19 protein-coding genes are annotated in these 19,047 nt (G+C 48.8%); 12 read left to right on the top strand and 7 right to left on the bottom strand.

Annotated features, from left to right (window positions below; genetic code table 11):
- Positions 1-86: 86 nt before the first annotated feature.
- A complete protein-coding gene (pyk, locus tag QZ147_RS01190; protein WP_295146270.1) occupies positions 87-1,532 on the top strand; it encodes a pyruvate kinase in 1,446 nt (481 codons plus the stop codon).
- 96 nt (positions 1,533-1,628) lie between these two features.
- On the opposite strand, the gene QZ147_RS01185 is transcribed toward pyk, so the two are convergent.
- On the bottom strand, positions 1,629-3,008 hold the full coding sequence (locus QZ147_RS01185) for an aminotransferase class V-fold PLP-dependent enzyme (protein ID WP_295146268.1): 1,380 nt from the start codon (positions 3,006-3,008) through the stop codon (positions 1,629-1,631).
- A 109-nt stretch (positions 3,009-3,117) separates the two neighbouring features.
- Between QZ147_RS01185 and QZ147_RS01180 the strand changes: the two genes are divergently transcribed.
- The 9 genes from QZ147_RS01180 (at position 3,118) to dapE (ending at position 13,176) form a co-directional block, all read left to right on the top strand.
- Positions 3,118-3,954 (top strand): DUF234 domain-containing protein, encoded by an 837-nt coding sequence (locus QZ147_RS01180; RefSeq protein ID WP_295146267.1) that lies wholly within the window; start codon positions 3,118-3,120, stop codon positions 3,952-3,954.
- Entirely contained in the window at positions 3,951-4,955 is a 1,005-nt protein-coding gene (locus tag QZ147_RS01175; RefSeq protein WP_295146265.1) for an ATP-binding protein, read from the top strand. Before QZ147_RS01180 ends, QZ147_RS01175 begins: the two co-directional genes overlap by 4 nt.
- A 112-nt stretch (positions 4,956-5,067) precedes the next feature.
- On the top strand, positions 5,068-5,736 hold the full coding sequence (locus QZ147_RS01170; protein ID WP_295146264.1) for an isochorismatase family protein: 669 nt from the start codon (positions 5,068-5,070) through the stop codon (positions 5,734-5,736).
- A 51-nt stretch (positions 5,737-5,787) separates the two neighbouring features.
- Positions 5,788-7,095, top strand: a complete 1,308-nt coding sequence (gene murC, locus QZ147_RS01165; protein WP_295146262.1) for a UDP-N-acetylmuramate--L-alanine ligase — start codon at positions 5,788-5,790, stop codon at positions 7,093-7,095.
- The gene (locus tag QZ147_RS01160; RefSeq protein ID WP_295146260.1) at positions 7,095-7,577 is read left to right on the top strand and encodes a hypothetical protein; all 483 of its coding nucleotides are present in this window, start codon (positions 7,095-7,097) and stop codon (positions 7,575-7,577) included. The genes murC and QZ147_RS01160 overlap by 1 nt, the downstream gene beginning before the upstream one ends.
- Positions 7,571-7,921 carry a hypothetical protein gene (locus tag QZ147_RS01155; RefSeq protein ID WP_295146258.1) on the top strand — a complete coding sequence of 117 codons (351 nt, stop codon included), beginning with the start codon at positions 7,571-7,573 and terminating at the stop codon, positions 7,919-7,921. The genes QZ147_RS01160 and QZ147_RS01155 overlap by 7 nt, the downstream gene beginning before the upstream one ends.
- On the top strand, positions 7,922-10,132 hold the full coding sequence (locus QZ147_RS01150; RefSeq protein ID WP_295146256.1) for an endonuclease MutS2: 2,211 nt from the start codon (positions 7,922-7,924) through the stop codon (positions 10,130-10,132). It begins immediately after the preceding gene.
- Positions 10,133-10,144: 12 nt separating this feature from the next.
- The gene (locus QZ147_RS01145) at positions 10,145-12,070 is read left to right on the top strand and encodes an EAL domain-containing protein (RefSeq protein WP_295146254.1); all 1,926 of its coding nucleotides are present in this window, start codon (positions 10,145-10,147) and stop codon (positions 12,068-12,070) included.
- Entirely contained in the window at positions 12,058-13,176 is a 1,119-nt protein-coding gene (gene dapE, locus QZ147_RS01140; RefSeq protein ID WP_295146252.1) for a succinyl-diaminopimelate desuccinylase, read from the top strand. Before QZ147_RS01145 ends, dapE begins: the two co-directional genes overlap by 13 nt.
- Positions 13,177-13,310: 134 nt before the next feature.
- Here the strand turns inward: dapE and QZ147_RS01135 are convergent, their stop codons facing one another.
- From QZ147_RS01135 to ribA, 6 genes are all read right to left on the bottom strand, one after another.
- A complete protein-coding gene (locus QZ147_RS01135; protein ID WP_295146250.1) occupies positions 13,311-14,147 on the bottom strand; it encodes a TIGR01777 family oxidoreductase in 837 nt (278 codons plus the stop codon).
- A gap of 149 nt (positions 14,148-14,296) precedes the next feature.
- A complete protein-coding gene (gene htpX, locus QZ147_RS01130) occupies positions 14,297-15,172 on the bottom strand; it encodes a zinc metalloprotease HtpX (RefSeq protein ID WP_295146249.1) in 876 nt (291 codons plus the stop codon).
- A complete protein-coding gene (locus tag QZ147_RS01125) occupies positions 15,159-15,560 on the bottom strand; it encodes a hypothetical protein (RefSeq protein ID WP_295146247.1) in 402 nt (133 codons plus the stop codon). Before QZ147_RS01125 ends, htpX begins: the two co-directional genes overlap by 14 nt.
- Positions 15,561-15,563: 3 nt before the next feature.
- Positions 15,564-15,791, bottom strand: a complete 228-nt coding sequence (locus QZ147_RS01120) for a PP0621 family protein (protein WP_295146245.1) — start codon at positions 15,789-15,791, stop codon at positions 15,564-15,566.
- Positions 15,781-16,338: a 16S rRNA (guanine(527)-N(7))-methyltransferase RsmG gene (rsmG, locus tag QZ147_RS01115; protein ID WP_295146243.1), complete on the bottom strand. Its 558-nt coding sequence runs from the start codon at positions 16,336-16,338 to the stop codon at positions 15,781-15,783. The genes QZ147_RS01120 and rsmG overlap by 11 nt, the downstream gene beginning before the upstream one ends.
- On the bottom strand, positions 16,328-16,900 hold the full coding sequence (gene ribA / locus QZ147_RS01110) for a GTP cyclohydrolase II (RefSeq protein ID WP_295146241.1): 573 nt from the start codon (positions 16,898-16,900) through the stop codon (positions 16,328-16,330). Before ribA ends, rsmG begins: the two co-directional genes overlap by 11 nt.
- A gap of 61 nt (positions 16,901-16,961) precedes the next feature.
- On the opposite strand from ribA, the gene hemB reads away from it, so the two are divergent.
- Together hemB and argF are read left to right on the top strand one after the other, a co-directional pair.
- Positions 16,962-17,933: a porphobilinogen synthase gene (hemB, locus tag QZ147_RS01105; protein WP_295146240.1), complete on the top strand. Its 972-nt coding sequence runs from the start codon at positions 16,962-16,964 to the stop codon at positions 17,931-17,933.
- A 162-nt stretch (positions 17,934-18,095) separates the two neighbouring features.
- Positions 18,096-19,025, top strand: a complete 930-nt coding sequence (gene argF, locus QZ147_RS01100) for an ornithine carbamoyltransferase (protein WP_295146239.1) — start codon at positions 18,096-18,098, stop codon at positions 19,023-19,025.
- Positions 19,026-19,047: the final 22 nt, after the last annotated feature.

Below are 19,047 nucleotides of genomic sequence, written 5' to 3'. Positions count from 1 at the left end.
TCGCAGGGCGCGATACTTTTCGCGCGAAGCGGCGGACGGCGAAAATTCGCGCGCTTTGGACTAAATTTTACGCAAAAGGAAAAATCATGAAAAAAAAGACCAAAATCGTAGCTACCCTAGGACCCGCGAGCGACAGCGAGGAGATTATCGAAGCGATGGTGCGCGCGGGCGTGAACGTATTTCGCCTAAATTTTAGCCACGGTACGCACGAATACCACAAAAGCAATATAGAAAAAATCCGCGCCGTCGAGGCTAGGCTAGGCGAGCGCGTGGGTATTTTGCAAGATATCTGCGGGCCTAAAATTCGTATCGGCAAGCTTGCCGCGCCGTTTGAATTAAAAGCCGGCGACAGGCTAGATATCTACGCAAGCGAGATAGAAGGCTCGCAAGTAGCGCCGGGACATTATAAAACAAGCATTAACCAACCGCAAATTTTAGCCATGCTAAAAGCGGGCGAGTACGTCTACCTCTACGACGGACAGATTCGCGCCAAGGTCGTAAAACGCGGCGCTAGCGTCGTGGAAACCCGCATAGAAAACGACGGTACGTTAAGCTCTAATAAGGGCGTAAATTTCCCGAACACAGTCATAAATATCGAAGTCATCACGCCCAAAGACCGCGAGGATATGGCGTTCGGCGCGAAAGAGGGGGTAAATTTCGTAGCTATTAGCTTCGTGCAAAACGCCTCCGACGTAAAAAAGGCGCGCGAAATTTTACGCGGACTAGACTCTCGCGCGAGTCTGCTTTCTAAAATCGAAAAATTCGACGCCGTCGAAAACATCGACGAGATCATCGCCGCTAGCGACGGCATAATGGTAGCGCGCGGCGATCTTGGCATAGAAGTGCCTTTTTACCGCGTCCCTACCATTCAAAAGCTAATCATCAAAAAGGCAAACGCCGCGAGCAAACCCGTAATCACCGCTACGCAGATGATGCTAAGCATGGCCGAGCACGAGACGGCTACTCGCGCGGAGATTAGCGACGTGGCAAACGCCGTGCTGGACGGCACGGATGCCGTGATGTTAAGCGAGGAGAGCGCCGTCGGCAAAAATCCCGTCGCCGTCGTGGAGGCGATGAGCGCTACGATCGTGCAGACGCAAGAGATTTATCCGTATAATAAATTCGATAAATTCGAATTTTACGACGAGACCGATATGGTCGCCGCAAGCGCCGCAAGCCTTGCCGCGCGCCTAAACGCCGACGGTATCATCGCTATTACGGGGTCGGGAAAGTCCGCTATTAAACTCGCGAGAAATCGCGTAAACATGGACATTATCGCAGTCGCTCACGACGAGCAGACGGCGCACTCGCTGACGCTTGCTTGGGGCGTTACGCCGGCGCTCGTGATAGAAAAAAGCAAACTAAACATACTACTTGCAAACGTCGTAAAAAGCGCGTTTGAAGCGGGATTCGTAGATCACGATAAGACTTATCTTATAACGGCGGGATATCCGACCGGCGTCGAGGGAAGCACGAATTTAATAAGGATTATAAGAAGGGATCAGCTAGATTATTATCTGGCGCAGGCTTAAATTTTAGCGTTCGCTTTCACGCGCCCCGTTGCGGGCGCTTTTAACAGATTAGCTATTTCTCGCGCATTTTTACGCTTGCGTTAATCGCGCCCTAATTTATTCATAGCTTTGCGATATATCCGCATCGGCGCCGCTTACTTGCGATTTTACGCACTTCTCGTTTTTCTTACCCATCATTTCGTAAAACGAGCGCTCTTCCGCCCATAAATTTCGGTATTTTTCGATGCTTTTTTTGATGGCTTCTATTAGATAGTCGATATCTTCAAACGTATGCGTGTAGTGCAGGCTTACGCGCACCCAGCCGGGCTTTTCGCTAGGCAAAGCGTCGTCTTTAAGTCCCAATAAATCATGCCCGTAAGGTCCGGCGCAGGCGCACCCCGCGCGCGTTTGCACACCGTAGTCATTGCTTAAAATCGCGGCTAAATCATACGGCGAAACTCCTTGCGCGTTAAACGAAAATATCGGCAGGCGCTCTAAATTCCGCGGACAGTAGTTAATAATTTGCGGGATTTTATCCAGCTCGCGTTCGAAATATTCGCCCAGCTCCCGCTCGTTTTCGCGAATCGCGCTAAATCCTACTTCGTTTCGCAGCCCGTAAGCAAGCGCGGCGCGCACCATCTGCGTAATGGGCGGCGTGCCTCCTTGCTCTAACTGCTCGGCGCCCTCTACGAAAACGTGCGACGTGCGGCTAACGTAGCTTACCGTCCCGCCCGCGGCGAAAGTAGGCTTATTGCATTGCGCCAGCTCGCGCTTAATAGCCAAAAGCCCGCAGCTTCCCACGCCGCCTAAAAGCTTATGCGGCGAGAGAAACAGCGCGTCGAAATAGTCGCAATCCACGTTGCCGTAAGCGCTAAAACTAGCCGCGTCGAGCGCTAAAATTCCGCCCGCGCGCTTTACTAGCTCGTAAACGCGTTTATAATCGCTTAGCACGCCAGTTACGTTTGAAGCGACGCTAAAACTAGCGATAATCTCGCGCCCCGAGTAAATTCGTAACAGCTGCTCTAAATGCTCGTAATCTATCCCGCCGCTTGCGTCCAGTCTAACGCGCGCCGTCTCGCACATAGCCTCGCGAAAGCTTACTTCGTTTGAGTGGTGTTCGTAAGGCGAAAGTATGACGACAGGCGCGTTTGCGGGCGTTTTTACGCCGTAGCGTTCGCGCGTTTTGGGCGGGATATAAAGCCCCGTAAGCTCTTGAAATTTCTTAATTGCCGCGCTGCTTCCAAAACCGCAGGGAATTAGGCAAAAGCGCTCGTCGAGCCCTAAGAGCCGCTTTAACGTTTGACGCGAACCTTCGTATAAATTTTGCGTTTTTATCGCACTTGAAGAGCTATCGGAATGCGTGTTGGCGTAAGTAGGCAGCATCGATTTTAGCCGCTCCTCGACGCTTTCGTGCGCGAGACCCGAGGCCGTGTAATCAAAATAATAAAGTCCTTTTTGCAAGATGATTTTATATTTAATGCGCTCTAAATTTACCACGCCCGTCTCCCTAAATTTGGCGCGCATTATAGCCGTTTTTGCTAAATTTTATGTTACAATCGCCCCGAAAGGATCGAAAATAAAACCGCTAAAATCGACGTTTTTACGAATGCCTTACCTCGACGTCGCGCAGCTTTTAAAATTTCATTTCGTATTTGATGATTTTAAAATTTCGCGCGCTTACGACGACGTTTTTGAAGCCATAAGAGGCGAAATTTTAGAAAATTTTAGAGCGATTATGCCTAAATTTTACTTTGCGAGCCCCGACGAAGAGGCGATAAAAACGGCGCTAATTAAGCTTGCTAGAAGCGATAGAAAGCGCTTTTGCATAAATAAAATTTTGCCCAGGAATTTAACGAACCGTATCTATGCGCAGCTTTTTAGCAAGGATTTTTTAACGCTGGAAAAAAGCCGGGAAAAAGCGCCGCTCCGCGCTAAAAACGAGCGCGCCAAACGTAGCGAGCGCCGCTATAAAATAGAAGATAAAATACATTTTAACAGCAATTTTTCGCGCTTTTGGTTTAGATTTATAGAGCCGAATTTGTATGCTTTAAAACAAGGAAAAACGGACGCGGTGATGGATGAAATTCGCGTGGAATTCGACGAATACGCAAGCCTTGCTTACGAGCTCGTCTGTAAGGAGCTGGCGGCTAAAATTTGGCGGGTGGACGAAGATAAAATCAGCAGCTTTTGGCATAAAAATATCGAGATAGACATGCTTTTTGAAGCGCGCGGCGAGATCGTCGTAGGCGAGGCTAAGTACCGTAAGAAAAAAACGTGTAAAAACGTATTAAATTTACTTCTGCGCAAGTGCGAAATTTTAGGCATAAAGCCCGCTTACATCGCGCTTTTTTCAAAGAGCGGATTTAGCAACGAGCTGCAAAATTTAAAGGATAATAGAGTGCTACTTTTTGAAACGAAAGAATTTGAGAGGCTGCTTAGATGAATGATGAAATAAATATCCAAGACGGGCTAAAAAGCCTAATAGAGCAAACGTATCTAATCGAGCGCGAATACAAAAATTTAAACGCCTCATACGAGAGCTTGCAAAACATAATAAAAGACGTCGTAGACGCGCTACCCATGGCGCTTTGGGTGCTAAACGAGGACGGCGGGCTATTTTTGCAAAATTCGCAAGCTAGCAAATCGCGGCTATTCGAGCGGCTAAATTTAAGCGACGCGCAGACGGGCGGCGAGGTAAATTTAAACGGCTCGACTTATCTGATAAAAATCGCGCAAAGCGGCGGAAAAAAGGTCGTTTCGGCGGTAGATATAACCGACGAAAAGCGTAACGAACGCCTAGCGTCGATGGGGCAGGTAGCCGCGCATTTAGCCCACGAGATCAGAAATCCCATCGGTTCGGTGTCGCTTCTTGCTTCCACGCTTTTAAGGCGCGCGAGCGAGCGCGAAAAGCCGCTCGTAGAGGAGATTCAAAGCGCGATTTGGCGGGTGGAGCGCATCATAAAAGCGACGCTTCTTTTTACCAAAGGCGTGCGAATAAACGCGCGAAAATTCGAGCTGAGCGAGCTTAAAAAAGAGTGCGAAGAGGCGTTAAAATTTTATGAATATAGCAAGCGGATAAATATCGAGCTAGACTTCGGGCAAGGATTTATAAACGGCGACAAGGACTTGCTTGCGATGGTGTTTGAAAATCTGCTTTTTAACGCGATCGACGCGATAGAAGAAAGCGAGGACGAAAGCGGCGATGTGCGGCTTAGCTATGAGCTAGCGCGCGGCGAAGACGGACGGGACGAGCATAAATTTTACGTGCGCGACACGGGCGTGGGCATTGCGGATACGGGCGCGGTTTTCGAGCCGTTTAAGACTAGCAAGCTAAAAGGAAACGGGCTGGGGCTGGCGCTTTGCGTGCAGATAGCCGCGGCGCACGGAGGCAGTATGGAGGTAAGCTTAAATCCAAAGACGTTTTGCGTAAGTCTGCCGGCGTAAAAAGTAGGGCTACGCGCTTTTTTTGTCTGAATGCGCCGAAAATTTATCGCAGGCGCGATTAAATGCCGCGTTTGCGAGCGAGCGCACCCGTAAAATTTTAGAAAGGAAAATCATGAAATTCACAAAAACGATCGAAAATTTAGAGGCCTGGCGCGCGGATTTGCGCCCCGTAAAATTAGACGAAATTTTATCCGCAGGCGCGGAAAAAACGGCGTTTTTAAGCATAGATTTGATAAACGGCTTTTGCAAACAAGGCGCGCTTGCCAGCCCTAGATGCGCTAGCGTCGCGGCCGGAACGGCTGAAATTTTTAAAGCCGCTTACGAAAGGGGCGTGCGAAATTTGCTGTTGATTCAAGATTATCACGACGCGCAAAGCGCCGAATTTTCGGTATTTCCGCCGCATGCGTTAGGAGGGACGGACGAGGCGGAAGCGGTGAGCGAGCTAAAAAGCCTAAAATTTTACGACGAGCTTAAAATTATCCGTAAAAATTCATTAAGCGTCGGTTGCGCGCCCGAATTTGTTAAATTTTTAGCGCAAAATCCGCAAATTAGCACGTTCGCGCTTTTCGGCGACTGCACGGATCTGTGCGTGTATAACGCCGCCTCGTATCTTGCGCTATCCGCAAACGAGGCGAACGTAGCGCGCCGCGTGATCGTGCCCGCGAATTTAGTGCAGACTTACGACGCGCCTTGGCACGAGGGAGATTTTTACCAGCTGGTATTTTTAAATCACATGAGCCAGGCTTTTAACGCGCAAATCGTAAGCGAAATTTTAGTCTAAATTTTAAGCCGAAATGCGTTAAAATCGCGTGAAATTTTATAAAGGCAAATTTTGAAAAAAGTTCATTTTATCGGCATCGGCGGTATCGGTATTAGCGCGATAGCGAGGTTTTTACGCGAGAAAGGCTATCAAATTAGCGGCAGCGATCTAAAAGAGAGCAAAACCACGCAAGAGCTGCGCGAGGCGGGTATGGAAATTTTTACCCCGCACTGCAAAGAGGCGATAAAAGATCAAGATTTCGTTATTTATTCGGCGGCTATAAAGCCCGATAATATCGAGCTTCAAGAGGCTATTAGGCGCGGCATGAAGTGTCTGTCGCGCAAAGAAGCGCTGCCGATGGTGCTTGAAGGCAAAAAGGTGTTCGCCGTCGCGGGCGCGCACGGTAAAAGCACGACTAGCGCGATGCTTTCAAGCCTAATCGAAGGCTCGGTTATCATCGGCGCGATCTCTAAGCAGTTCGGCTCTAATATGCGCTACGCTCAAAGCCAAAACGTCGTTTTTGAAGCCGACGAGAGCGACAGCAGCTTTCTTAACTCAAACCCTTATCTCGCCGTCGTTACCAACGCCGAGCCGGAGCATATGGAGCACTACGACTACGATATCGAAAAATTTTACGCGGCGTATCGCGGCTTTTTAGAGCGCGCGAAAGTACGCGCGATAAATGCCGAGGACGAGTTTTTAAGCACGTTAAAAATGGACGCGATCAGGCTCTATCCTAGCAGCGACATCACGGATCTCGCCATGGTAGTACGCGATTATCAGCCCTATACGAGCTTTAATCTTAAAAATTTAGGCAAATTCGAGGTGCTAGGCATGGGGCGCCACATCGCCATAGACGCGTCGCTGGCGATCTTAGCGGCGATTCACGAAGTCCCGCTTAAAACGATCCGCGAGAATTTGCTAAATTTTAAGGGTATTAAAAAGCGTTTCGATATTTTGCATTCGGATAATAAATTCGTGCTAATCGACGATTACGCGCATCATCCCACGGAGATAAAAGCTACGCTAAATTCGGTCTTTGAATACGCGAGATTACTGGGTATAACGCACGTGACGGCGATCTTTCAGCCGCATAGATATACGCGTTTAAGCGCGAATTTAGAAGGTTTTAAGCAGTGTTTTAAAGGTGTGGACGAGCTAGTCATCCTGCCCGTTTACGCGGCGGGCGAAGCGCCGATAGAAGTCGATATGAAGGCGAATTTTAAAGAATACAACGCGATTTTTACGGATAAAGTCGAGCGAGTAGGCGACGCGGTAGAATTTACGGATGCTTTCGGCGTAAAAAACCGCCTAAACGACGGCATAGTTGTGGGTTTCGGCGCTGGCGACGTCAGCGCGCAGCTTAGAGGCGGTTATTAATGAGCGAAATTTTAGAGGACGAAAATTTCGCGGAGGAAATTTTAGAAGGGGGCGAGGACGCGCAAGAAGGCGATTTAGCAAGCGAAGACGAAGCTTTGATAAAAGAGCGGGAAAATTTAGCTAGCGCGCAGCCAGACGGCGAAAATTCGCCCCAAAACGCGAGCGAAATTTTAAGCGAATTTAGCCCGCAAAACGAAGGGGAAATTTTAGAGCTGATCGGCTCTAAAAAGCTAAGCGACGAGGAAATTTCAAGACTTATCGCCTTTAATAAAAAAGATATTTTTATCGCGCTTGCGCGCTCGCAAAAGCTAAACGCGGCGCATCTTGAAGCGATGATACCTAGCGCGCCGTATCTTGCCGTAGAGCTTATTATCGCAAATCAAGACTACGCGCCCGTCCGCGAGGCGCTCGTTAAAAAAGTCGCCGTGCGCCCCGAAATTTACAAAGAGCTAATAGCAAAGTATAAAGAGCAAAAATGGTAAGAGAAATTTTATTTTTCGCGTTCGTAGTTTTAGTTTTGGGCTTGCTTTGGACGGTGGATCACGAAAAAATAAGCAAGCGCTTGAAGCTAGGCGTTACGATAGTCGCGCTTGTTTTAAGCGGCGCGGCGTGGACGTACGAAAAAGAGGTCGGCGAGCGCGAGGCGGCGACCACGAATGCGCTAAACGAATTTAACCGCGGCGAAACGCTAAAATGCGGAGAAATTTCGGTAAATAAGAGCGAATTTAACTACGAATTCGGCACGGCTAGCTTCGTAGCTAAGCGCGAGGCTAAAAACGTCGCGACCAAAATCGTGCCGATAAAAAATTGTCTAGGCGAGCGGTAAATGCAAAATTTCGGCGAAATTTTCTCGCGGCTCGATTTAGACGATTATTTGGCGGATTTTAGCGCGCTTTTGGCTAGGCAAAAGCCGCTATTTTTACAAGGCGATACGCGCGTGCATTTTGAAAATATAGAGTGCCTGGCGCGTTACGAATTTGAAGCGCCCGAGGAGGTAGAAAACCTAGACGACGCGCTTATGCGCCTTAGCAAGCAAGCGGTGTTGCACGTAAAAGAGATAGCGCAATTCGCCCGAATAATTAGCTATTTTACCTATCTGCGCTCGCTAAAATTCGAAGGTAGGCTGGGCGAATGGATCGCAAAGATCGAGATTCCGCCGGCAATGAGCGAGCTTGTGCGGGGATTTGATAAAGAAGGCGAGCTAAAAGACAGCGTAGACGAGCGACTAGGCGCGATAAAACAGGCTCAAATCGCCAAAAAAGCGCAGATCGACGCGGAGCTGCGCCGCATAATTTATTCAAAACACGTTACGCCTTATTTAGTAGATACCCAGATTCATTTTATAAACTCCCAAGAAGCCCTGCTAGCGCGCGGCGGCTTTAATCACGCGCTAAAAGGCACGGTCGTAGCTCGAAGCTCGGGCGGGTATTTTTACGTAGTTCCCGAAGCCATAGAGCGGCTAAAACGCGAACAAAGCGAGCTTTTAGACCGCCGCGAGGAGGTGATATTCGAACATTGCAAGCGTCTAAGCTTAGCTATGAATAAAGCGCTGCTTTTTTTAAAATTTATCAACGGCGCGTTTGATCAGTTCGATGCCTATCAGGCGCGCGTAAGGCTGGCAAGAGCGCGCGACTACGAATTTGTACTGCCCGGCGCGGATCATAAAATAATGCTTAAAAATTTCGCCCATCCCGCGCTTAAAAATCCAAAAAGCGTTAGCGTGGATTTTAGCAAGAAAATTTTACTCGTTACGGGCGTAAACGCGGGCGGAAAGTCGATGCTTTTAAAGTCGGTTTTAAGCGCCGCGCTGCTAGCTAAATATCTACTGCCGATGAAAATCGACGCCGTGCGCTCCAAAATCGGCTCTTTTAAGGAATTCGACGCCGTTATCGAAGATCCGCAAAGCGTTAAAAACGACATTTCGACATTCGCGGGGCGGATGGTGCATTTTTCGCGGCTATTTTCTAGGAAAAATTTACTAATCGGTATCGACGAGATCGAGCTGGGAACGGACTTTGAGGAGGCGGCCAGCCTATACGGCGTCATCATCGAGCGGCTCGCGGAGCAAGACGTAAAAATGATAATAACCACGCACCATAAGCGTTTAGCTATGCTGTTAGCTAAAAATCCGGAGGTAGATCTCGTAGCGGCGCTTTACGACGAGGCGGCGCAGCGTCCGAGATTTGAGTTTCTAGGCGGAACGATCGGCAAGTCTTACGCCTTTGAGACCGCCGCGCGCTACGGAATTCCGGCGAATTTAGTAGCGCAGGCTAAGGAAATTTACGGCGAGGATAAGGAAAATTTAAACGAGATAATAACCAAAACGCTAAATTTGCAGACGAGCCTTGACGAGCGGCTACGCGAAACGGCGGCGAAAGAAGCGAAGCTTTCTAAAATGCTAGAAGACGCCCGCGAGCAAAAAGAGAAGGACGAGGCGCGCGTCGCGGCGGTTATTTCGCGGTTAGAGCGCGAGTATTTGGATGCGATTAAACAGGCCAAATCGACGATTAACTTAGAGGGCGTCAAAGACAAGCAGCGCTCGCTAAACGCGGCGCACGAGAAAAAGCAAGCCATAATTAAGCCTCAGCCCTCAAGCCCCGAAATTTTAAAGGTCGGCGACCGCGTGAAATACGAGAAAATCAAAGGCGTCGTGCTCGCCATATCCAAAAACGACGCGACGATCGAGAGCGAAGGCATAAAGCTTCGCGTGCCTATCGCGCTTTTGCGCAAAAACGGAGCCGAGGTCGCGCCGCCGCCTAAGAACAAGGTAAATTTAAGCGTGCAAAAGCCAAAAACCGCTAGCGTAACGCTAGATCTGCACGGATTGCGCGCCGACGAGGCTTTGGCGCGGTTGGATAAATTTATCTCAGATAGCCTAGTTATGGGATTTGATGAGGTTTTGGTATATCACGGCATAGGTACGGGCAAGCTATCATGGGCGGTTAAAAATTTTTTAAAAGAGCATCCGAGCGTTAAGGGTTTTAGCGACGCGCCGCCTAATCAAGGCGGCTTCGGGGCGAAGGTTATTCGGCTGTGATAAAGGGGAAAAATGCAAAATAAAAACGACGTAAAGCAGGGGCAAATTAGCGTCGCGGGCGCTTTAACGCTAGTCGCCGTTATGATAATACTGATTTTTCTGTCGGTAAACGCAGCCGTTTTTTATTACAAATACGAAAACTCGGTCGCGCTTTTTAGGGGTGATTTGCAAAAGCAGGCAAACTCCGTCGCGGATAAATACGTGCAATTTTTCGAAAAATCCGGCGGCGACGTCGAAAATTTTCAAAATTTTATAAATTCCAACCTTTTAGGCGACGTTTATTTGCTGCAAGATAACGGCAAAAACGGCTATAAAATTTTAGCCTCTACGAGCAAAGAGCTGAAAATAGGCGAGGATTACGCCGATTTGCAGTGCGGCGAAATAGGCAAGCACGATTTTATTAAGAGGTATTTTTACAAGCGAATTTTGCCGGATAATATCGCCAGAGCCTGCGTGTTTACGCCTAGCGGCGAGTATATAGTAGGGTTTAAGGGCGAATTTATTCGTCCGATAAGCGGATTTGAAGATCCCGATTTTACCGAGTGGTTTAGTAAAAACATGTTCCTTACGATCGTGTTTAGCTCGGTAGCGGCGATTTTTGGCATTATTTCTTGCTTATGGCTAGCGGCGCGCTACGTCGGCGCGAAAAATAGCTACGAAAAGGTAAAAGAGCAAAGCGCGGCGCAGATAGCGAGCCTGCAAGAGCAGCTTTATATCGACCCGGTGACGGGGCTTTTAAATAAATTCGCGCTAGTTAGGGATATCGCCGAGTGCAAATCGCCCAAGGCGGTCTTAATCGACATCGACGATTTCGGTAAAATGAACGATTTTTACGGACGCTACGTATGCGATCAAATTTTAATTTATATGGCGGATTTGATTAGAGAATTCGCGCAAAAAGAAAATATGAGCGCGTACTGCGTCTCGGTAGATCGCTTTGCGCTAATAGAAGATGCGGACTTTTTTATCGATAGATACGAGGATTTGGCAAACGACTTTTTAGGAAATTTTAAAGGTCGCGTAATTAGCGTAACGGACGAGGATGGCGCGCAGATAAACGACATAGAAATTCACACTACCATCGGCTTTTGTATCGATAAAGAGCACACTTTGCGTAAGGCCGCGGTCGCGCTAAAAACGGCTAAACAGCTAAATAAAGACTACGTTTGCTATTTTAAAGGACTAAATCAAAAAGAGGGCTACGAGGATCAAATTTTAAGGTCTAGGCTAATTCAAAAAGCCATCATTAACGGTAACGTAGCGCCTTATTATCAGCCTATAACCAACCGCGCGGGCGAGATCGTAAAATACGAATGCCTAATTCGCATAATAGATAGCGCCGAAGTCGTTTCGCCGCACCTATTTTTAGGCATTTCAAAGCGTATCAAGCGCTACGCCGAGCTTGAAAAGATGCTAATTATGAAAAGCGTCGATAAACTACTGGAACAGCCGCATTTGACGCTGTCTATCAATCTAAGCGGTCGCGATATGACCGACGGCGACGTGAGCGCGCTTTTAATAAATCTCTTAAATAAATATAAAATCGCCGATCGCATCGTGTTTGAGATCGTAGAGGACGAGGACGTGCGGAACGTGCAGCGCGTGAGTACGTTTATCGAGCGCGTGAAAAAAATGGGCGCGAAGATCGCCATAGACGACTTCGGTTCGGGATATAGCAACTTCTCTTACATTCAAAAAATTAAGCCCGATTACATAAAGCTAGACGGCTCGATAATCAAAGATATTGACGTAAATAAAGACTCTTTCGTCATCGCTCGCGCTATCGTGGCGTTTGCGAGGGATCTGGGTATCAAAACGATCGCCGAATACGTCCATTCAAAGGAAATTTTACAAATTTGCAAAGATATAGGCGTCGACGAATTTCAAGGATATTACATCGGCGTGCCTAGCGAGGAGACGAACGCATGCAGGTTATAGAGCTTTTATGCGAGCTGCTAAAATTTCGCTCCGTCACGCCCAAGGACGACGGATGTTTGGAGTTTATTGCTAAAATTTGCGAGGGCTGGCGGGCGGAGTTTTTAGATAGAGAGGGCGTTAAAAATTTAATCTTAACGCGAAAATTCGGAGACGGCGCGCGAGTGGCTTTTGCCGGGCACGTCGACGTAGTACCCGCGGGAGAAGGCTGGGATAGCGACGCTTTTAAGCCCGAATTTAAAGACGGATATATTTACGCTCGCGGCGCGCAGGATATGAAAAGCGGCGTAGCGGCGTTTATCTGCGCGTGCTTGGAGTTCGTGCGCGAGGTAGAGACGGGCGGAGCGAAATTTAACGGGACGATAAGCTTGCTTTTAACCAGCGACGAGGAGGGCGACGCGATCTACGGCACGCAAGAGATGCTTAAAATTTTGGCCGCTCGTGGCGAGTTGCCGCAGTTTGCGATCGTAGCCGAGCCCACGTGCGAGGAGCGGTTCGGCGATACGATAAAGATCGGGCGCCGCGGCTCGATAAACGGTAAAATTTTGATAAAAGGCAAGCAAGGGCACGCCGCATATCCCGAAAAATGCGTAAATCCCGCGCATTTACTAGCGGGCGTATTTAGCGAGATCGCGGGGCGCGATATGGACGGGGGCAGCGAGTTTTTCTCGCCTAGCAAGATCGTAATAACCGATATTAGGGGCGGCATGGAGGTCTGTAACGTAACGCCCGCGGACGTAAAAATAATGTTTAACGTACGAAACTCGAATCTAACGAGCGCGGCGGACGTGGAGGGCTACTTGCGCGAAACGCTAAGCGGACTTGATTACGAGCTTACGCTAAAACAGAGCTCAAAGCCGTTTTTAACGAGCGCGGACGGCGTTTTGGCGCGTAAATTAGCGGCGGCGGTAACGAGCGTTTGCGGCGCGCGACCGCGTCTTAATACCAAAGGCGGCACCTCAGACGCCAGGTATCTAGCAGCTTACGGCGTCGAAGTAGCGGAATTCGGCGTGCGAAACGATACTATTCATGCGGTAAACGAGCGAGTAAGCGCCGATGAGGTAGAAAAACTGCGCGACGTATTTTTGAAATTTTTGCGTGAATTTTAGGGACTGCAAGCTTTGGCGGGTCCGACCGTCGGACGGCCGCGTAAACGGCGTCAAATTTACGCGGGGTTAGCGCGAGCCGCATTTTGCAAAAACCGAAGCGGAGCATTTGGCTAAGCAGGCAAAATTATTTAAATTTACTTCAAAATATCCCGAAGCGCGGTTTTTAGATCGCTAAATTTAAAGCTAAATCCGCTTTTTATCAAGGCTTGCGGATAGACTTTTGCGCCTTCAAGCAGCACGCTTGATCCCTCGCCTAGTATCAAATTTAACGCAAATTTAGGCACTTTAAAAAACGTCGGTCGCCCCAAAACCTCGCCTAAAATTTGAGTAAATTCGCCGTTTGTACTAGGAGTCGGCGAAACGAGATTAAAAACGCCGCTTTGGCGGTTTTGTAAGACAAATTTAAACGCTTCCAGCAAATCCGTTATGCAAATCCAGCAAAACGCTTGCTCGCCGCTACCGATCTTGCCGCCAAGACCGAGCCTAAATGCCGGCAGCATCTTAGCTAGCGCGCCGCCTCGCCCTAGCACCACGCCTAGGCGAAATATCGCCGTTTGCGTCCGCGCTTTAGCGGCCTCGCTCTCCCACTCACATGCTAGCTCTCCCAAAAATCCGCGGTCAAATTTGACCGAGCTCTCGTCGTGACCAAGCCCGTTTTCATATATCCCCACGGCTGAAGCGCTGATGAAAAAGGGCGGATTTTCTAGCTCATTTATAGCACAAACCAGCGTGCGCGTAGTCTCTATCCTGCTTGCGCGAAGGCGCTTTTTATAGGCCTCGCTCCACCTTGCGGCGATAGAAGCGCCGGCTAAATTTATAACCGCGTCGCAGCCTTTGATGAGATTTTTAAGCGCGTCTTTGTCGTCGTAGGCGGCCCTTGGGATAGCTACTATCTCGTGCCCCTGGGCTCTAAAAAAGCGGCAGAGCTCGCCGCCGATAAATCCGCTTACGCCGTTTACGGCTATTTTCATATTTTGCCTTTTTGATAAATTTACTTTGACGCGTGCGGTCAAATTTGACGCGACGCGGAGTTAAATTCGGCTTTAAATTTAACGCCCGAAGCCAAGCCGTTTTGCTTAAATTTGACGTTAAGATCGGGGCTTAAATTCGCCCGTCAAATTTACTTTCTAAAATACTCTTTTACGCCGTTTTCGCCATCTAATTGCGAGCGTAAATTTTCTAGCGCGGCGATACGGTCTTGGGTGCTCGGGTGCGTGCGAAATAGCGAGCCCAGAGCGCTTTTTACGCCGCTAAAAGGGTTGATGATAAACATATGCGCGCTTTGTTCGTCGGCGTTTGCCATCACTCGTCCGCGCGCGTAGTCCTCGAGCTTTCGCAGCGCGCTGGCTAGGTGCTGAGGCTTGCCCGTTATCATCGCAGCGCCCCTGTCGGCCTCAAACTCCCGCGCCCGCGAGATCGCCATGCGTATGATGGTAGCAGCCAGCGGCATGATGACGGCTAGAGCGATTAGCATCAGAGGATTTTGCTTGCCTTGACGATTCGCCGCGCCAAACTGCGCGAAATTCGCCAGTATCGCGATCGCGCCGGCAAAAACCGCCGCGATAGAGCCAGTTAGGATGTCGTAGTGGCGCACGTGGCTTAGCTCGTGAGCTAGTACGCCCTCGATCTCGTCTTTGTTTAGTATATTTAGCAGCCCCTCGGTCACGGCTACCGCGGCGTGGCTTGGGTTGCGACCCGTGGCGAAGGCGTTTGGTACGGATTCTGGGATGATGTAGATCTTTGGGATCGGCAAATTCGCCTTCGCGCAAAGCTCGCGTACGATCTGATAAAGCCCCGTCGCGTGCGCCTCGTCCACGGGTACGGCCTTGTAGTGCTTTAACACGAGCGTATCCGAGAAAAAATACGAAAAGAAATTCATCCCAAGCGCAACTAAAAATGCGACCATCATACCGCTAGTGCCGCCTATCGCGCCGCCGACGGCTACGAAAAGCAGCATTAGCACCGTCATCAAAAATGCGGTTTTAAAAATTTCCATTTGTTTCCTTTTTTGATCTATCCCAAACGATAGCATTATCAAATATTGCGACGTCGGCTTGATACCCCGCTATCTCGCTAAGTTCGATTTCATCGCCGATTATACAAGCGACTTTGGCGTCAAAGAGATAAAATTGGGCCAAATTTGCGGCCTTTGGCGTAAACTCTCGCCTCGACATAACAAGCAGGTTCGCGCCCGCAGCATTTGCGATTATGCACTCGCTTACGTTCTCGCAAGCTACGCTAAATTTAGCCCCTTTTTCTTGCGCCGCTCTTATCATCTCGCTATTAAAATAAAACATATTTTGTAATTTCGCGTCGATTTCGTCCGTATTCGTGCAAAAATACAGCTTTTCGTACGGCACGAGTTCGTGGCCGATTAATTGCATTTTCTACTCCTTTTTACTTTGCATGCACTCGCGGCAGACGTATCCGCCGCCACTGATTACGGCGTCTTTTGCCTCTATAAAGGTGCCGCATTTTTTGCATTCGACGAAATTTTCGGCATCTTTGTCCTCTTTTTTTGCGCCGCCTTTTACGCCTCTTTTGACGCGGGTTTTAAAAAATATCATATAAATCGCGATTAAAACCGCAAAAAAAGCCAAAATTTTAAATAACATCGCCGCCCTTTATAAATACGTAATTTCGGTTGCCACGCCCGTAAATTTGAGCTTTGAGCCCGTCTAGCTCGCTTTGCACGCTGCTTCCTTTGTAGAGTAAAATTTGAGTTTGCGCGTCAAAAAAACCGTTGCAAATTTCGAGCAAATCTTTCGTTTTCATCAGCGCGCGGCTAGTGATTAGCTGCGCCGCGAAAGGTTCGCCATCCTGGATCTTGCAAGATTTTACACGGACGTTTGCTAAATTTAGCTCGGCCTTAACGTAGCTTAGAAACGCCGATTTTTTCGGGCTAGGCTCAAAGAGATGCCATTCGCACTCCCTTAAAATCATCGCGAGAAATATCGCGGGAAAGCCCGCTCCGCTGCCGACATCAATCGCCGTTTTTGCGCCCCAAATTTGCGGGAAAATTTCAAGCGGAGCTATGCTATCGGCGATCTGCTCGTTTAAATTTTTGTAGTTGGTGAGGCTGTGCACGCGGTTAAATTTAGCCAAAATCTCGCTAAATTTCGCCGTTTGCGCATCAAAATCCCTCGGCAGATCAATTTTCATCTAGCATATGCCCCATTTGCTCTTTTTTCACGCGCAGGTAGTTTTCGTTAAATTTGTTTGCGTGTATCACGATAGGCACGCGAGAGACGATCTGCACGCATTTTAGCCCGGACAGTTTTTTTGGGTTATTGGTTAGCAAATTTATCTTTTTGATGCCGAAGTGTTTTAATATAAAATCCACAATCTCGTACGTGCGCTCGTCGGCCTTAAAACCTAGCTGGTGATTTGCCTCGATGGTATCAAAGCCCTCGTCTTGCAGGTGGTAGGCGTTTACTTTGTTTAGCAGGCCGATATTTCGCCCCTCTTGGCGCAGATAGATCACCATGCCGCCGTGCTCTTCGATGTATTTTAGGCTAGCTTCCAGCTGGTCGCGGCAGTCGCATTTTAGGCTACCGATCGCATCGCCCGTTAGGCACTCGGAGTGGATGCGGACGTTTACGACCTCGCCGAAAGGTTTTTTAAATATCGCCAAATGTTCCTTCTCGCCCTCCTTAAAGGCCTTTATCTCAAATATCCCGAAACGAGAGGGTAAATTTGCCGTATTTGAAAGCTCGATATTCATAAATTTTTAACTCCTATTATGTTACACTAAGCGTAAATTGTAGCGAAGTAAAAGGAAAATTATGTTTAAACGTTTTAGAAGACTCAGGATAAATCCCGCGATCAGGCAGATGGTGCGCGAAACTAGCGTTGCGGCGAGCGATTTTATCTATCCGCTTTTCGTCGTCGAAGGCAAGGGCGTAAAAAAAGAGATAAGCTCGATGCCGGGCGTCTTTCAGATGAGTTTGGACGAAATTTTAAAAGAGTGCGAAATCGTGCGAAATTTAGGCATAAAAGCGGTGATATTGTTTGGAATCCCAAGCCTAAAAGATAGCGTAGGCAGCGACGCTCTGAGCGACGATGGTATCATCGCGACGGCGCTGCGAGCGATAAAGGATAAATTCCCCGATCTAGTCGTGATAACCGATCTTTGCTTTTGCGAGTACACCGATCACGGTCACTGCGGCATCCTAGATCACATCCATCAGACCGTCGATAACGACGCGACTCTGGAGATCTCTGCTAAACAAGCGCTGATCCACGCCAAAAACGGCGCCGATATGATCGCTCCAAGCGGTATGATGGACGGCATCATCGCTACCTTGCGCGGGGCGCTGGATTTGAGCGGATACGAAAATTTGCCGATTATGGCGTATTCGACCAAATTTGCTTCGGCATACTACGGGCCGTTTCGCGACGTAGCCGAGAGCGCGCCGAGCTTCGGCGATAGAAAAAGCTACCAGATGGATCCCGCAAACCGCCTAGAAGCCGTGAGCGAGAGTCTAGAAGACGAGGCGCAGGGGGCCGATATCTTGATGGTAAAGCCCGCCCTTGCGTATCTAGATATCATCCGCGATCTGCGCGAAGCGACTAGACTGCCGATCTGCGCGTATAACGTGAGCGGCGAATACGCCCTGCTAAAAGCCGCGGCAAAAGCGGGCGTCATCGACTACGAGCGCGTGATGATGGAGACGCTCGTAGGGTTTAAGAGGGCGGGGGCGGATCTAATAATAAGCTATCATGCCAAAGAAGCCGCTCAAATTTTAAGGGGTTAGCGGCTTGTCTCGTGAGCGCTTTTCCGAGATTTCGCAAAATTTTCGCTCCGCAGGCTACATGCCTAGCGCACGCTCAATTTTGCTTCAAAACTCGAAAAATCATCTCACGATACTTCGCCTTGTAAATTTTATGGGCAAATTTGGGAATTTAAAGGGGGCAAAATGCGGCACTTTTTGACGTTAAACGATTTTAGTAAAGACGAAATCATCGAAATTTTAAATTTGGGTTTGCAGATAAAAAAAGAGGCCAAGGCGCGAGATTTTAAGCCGTACTTAAAAGATCAAAAACTGGCGATGATATTTGAGAAAAGCTCGACTAGAACGCGCGTGAGCTTTGACGTAGGGATGAATGAGCTTGGCGGACACGCGCTGTTTCTCAGCTCGAGCGATATCCAGATCGGGCGCGGCGAACCGATAAAAGACACCGCGCGCGTGATCTCGCGAATGTGCGATCTCATCATGGCTCGCGTAAATCGCCACGAGACGTTAGAAGAGCTTGCTAAATTTAGCCGCGTACCCGTAATAAACGGCCTTAGCGATAAATTTCACCCCGCGCAGCTTATGGCCGATCTCATGACGGCGGTCGAATGCGGACTAAAAATAGACGATATAAAAGCGGCGTTCGTGGGCGACGGCAATAACATGGCTCACTCGTGGCTGATGCTAGCTAGCAAGCTCGGCTTTGAGCTAAGGATCGCTACGCCAAAGGGCTACGAGCCGGACGCCGACGTCGTAAATTTAGCGATGAAAAACGCTCAAATTTCGGGAGCTAAAATTTATCTAACTCAGGACGTAAAAGAAGCCGTCTCGGGCGCTAACGTCGTCACTACCGACACCTGGGTCTCGATGGGGCAAGAGGCGGAAAAAGAAAAGCGCTTAAAAGACTTCGCGGGCTTTTGCGTGGATGAAAATTTGATGAAATTAGCTGCGTCCGGCGCGATATTTTTGCACTGCTTGCCGGCTTACCGCGGATACGAGGTGAGCGAGGCGGTGTTTGAAGCGCATGCGGATGAGATTTTTGCCGAGGCGGAAAATCGCCTGCACGCGCAAAAAGGCGTGATGGTTTGGCTCGATCGCCGCATAAACGGGTAAGTTAAGGAAGTAAATGAAAGAA

This window comes from uncultured Campylobacter sp., from assembly GCF_905371695.1.
Classification (GTDB): Bacteria; Campylobacterota; Campylobacteria; order Campylobacterales; family Campylobacteraceae; genus Campylobacter_A.
Note: the sequence above shows the minus strand (reverse complement) of the source record. Positions and strands in the feature narration are given on the sequence as shown.

Coding starts and splice junctions, on each gene's coding strand:
- QZ147_RS01125 (WP_295146247.1), bottom strand. CDS start 15,560: ATGCAATTAATCGGCCACGAACTCGTGCCGTACGAAAAGCTGTATTTT.
- rsmG (WP_295146243.1), bottom strand. CDS start 16,338: ATGAAAATTGATCTGCCGAGGGATTTTGATGCGCAAACGGCGAAATTT.
- QZ147_RS01120 (WP_295146245.1), bottom strand. CDS start 15,791: ATGTTATTTAAAATTTTGGCTTTTTTTGCGGTTTTAATCGCGATTTAT.
- QZ147_RS01175 (WP_295146265.1), top strand. CDS start 3,951: ATGAATGATGAAATAAATATCCAAGACGGGCTAAAAAGCCTAATAGAG.
- QZ147_RS01145 (WP_295146254.1), top strand. CDS start 10,145: ATGCAAAATAAAAACGACGTAAAGCAGGGGCAAATTAGCGTCGCGGGC.
- htpX (WP_295146249.1), bottom strand. CDS start 15,172: ATGGAAATTTTTAAAACCGCATTTTTGATGACGGTGCTAATGCTGCTT.
- pyk (WP_295146270.1), top strand. CDS start 87: ATGAAAAAAAAGACCAAAATCGTAGCTACCCTAGGACCCGCGAGCGAC.
- hemB (WP_295146240.1), top strand. CDS start 16,962: ATGTTTAAACGTTTTAGAAGACTCAGGATAAATCCCGCGATCAGGCAG.
- argF (WP_295146239.1), top strand. CDS start 18,096: ATGCGGCACTTTTTGACGTTAAACGATTTTAGTAAAGACGAAATCATC.
- QZ147_RS01170 (WP_295146264.1), top strand. CDS start 5,068: ATGAAATTCACAAAAACGATCGAAAATTTAGAGGCCTGGCGCGCGGAT.
- ribA (WP_295146241.1), bottom strand. CDS start 16,900: ATGAATATCGAGCTTTCAAATACGGCAAATTTACCCTCTCGTTTCGGG.
- QZ147_RS01155 (WP_295146258.1), top strand. CDS start 7,571: ATGGTAAGAGAAATTTTATTTTTCGCGTTCGTAGTTTTAGTTTTGGGC.
- QZ147_RS01150 (WP_295146256.1), top strand. CDS start 7,922: ATGCAAAATTTCGGCGAAATTTTCTCGCGGCTCGATTTAGACGATTAT.
- dapE (WP_295146252.1), top strand. CDS start 12,058: ATGCAGGTTATAGAGCTTTTATGCGAGCTGCTAAAATTTCGCTCCGTC.
- QZ147_RS01160 (WP_295146260.1), top strand. CDS start 7,095: ATGAGCGAAATTTTAGAGGACGAAAATTTCGCGGAGGAAATTTTAGAA.
- QZ147_RS01180 (WP_295146267.1), top strand. CDS start 3,118: ATGCCTTACCTCGACGTCGCGCAGCTTTTAAAATTTCATTTCGTATTT.
- QZ147_RS01135 (WP_295146250.1), bottom strand. CDS start 14,147: ATGAAAATAGCCGTAAACGGCGTAAGCGGATTTATCGGCGGCGAGCTC.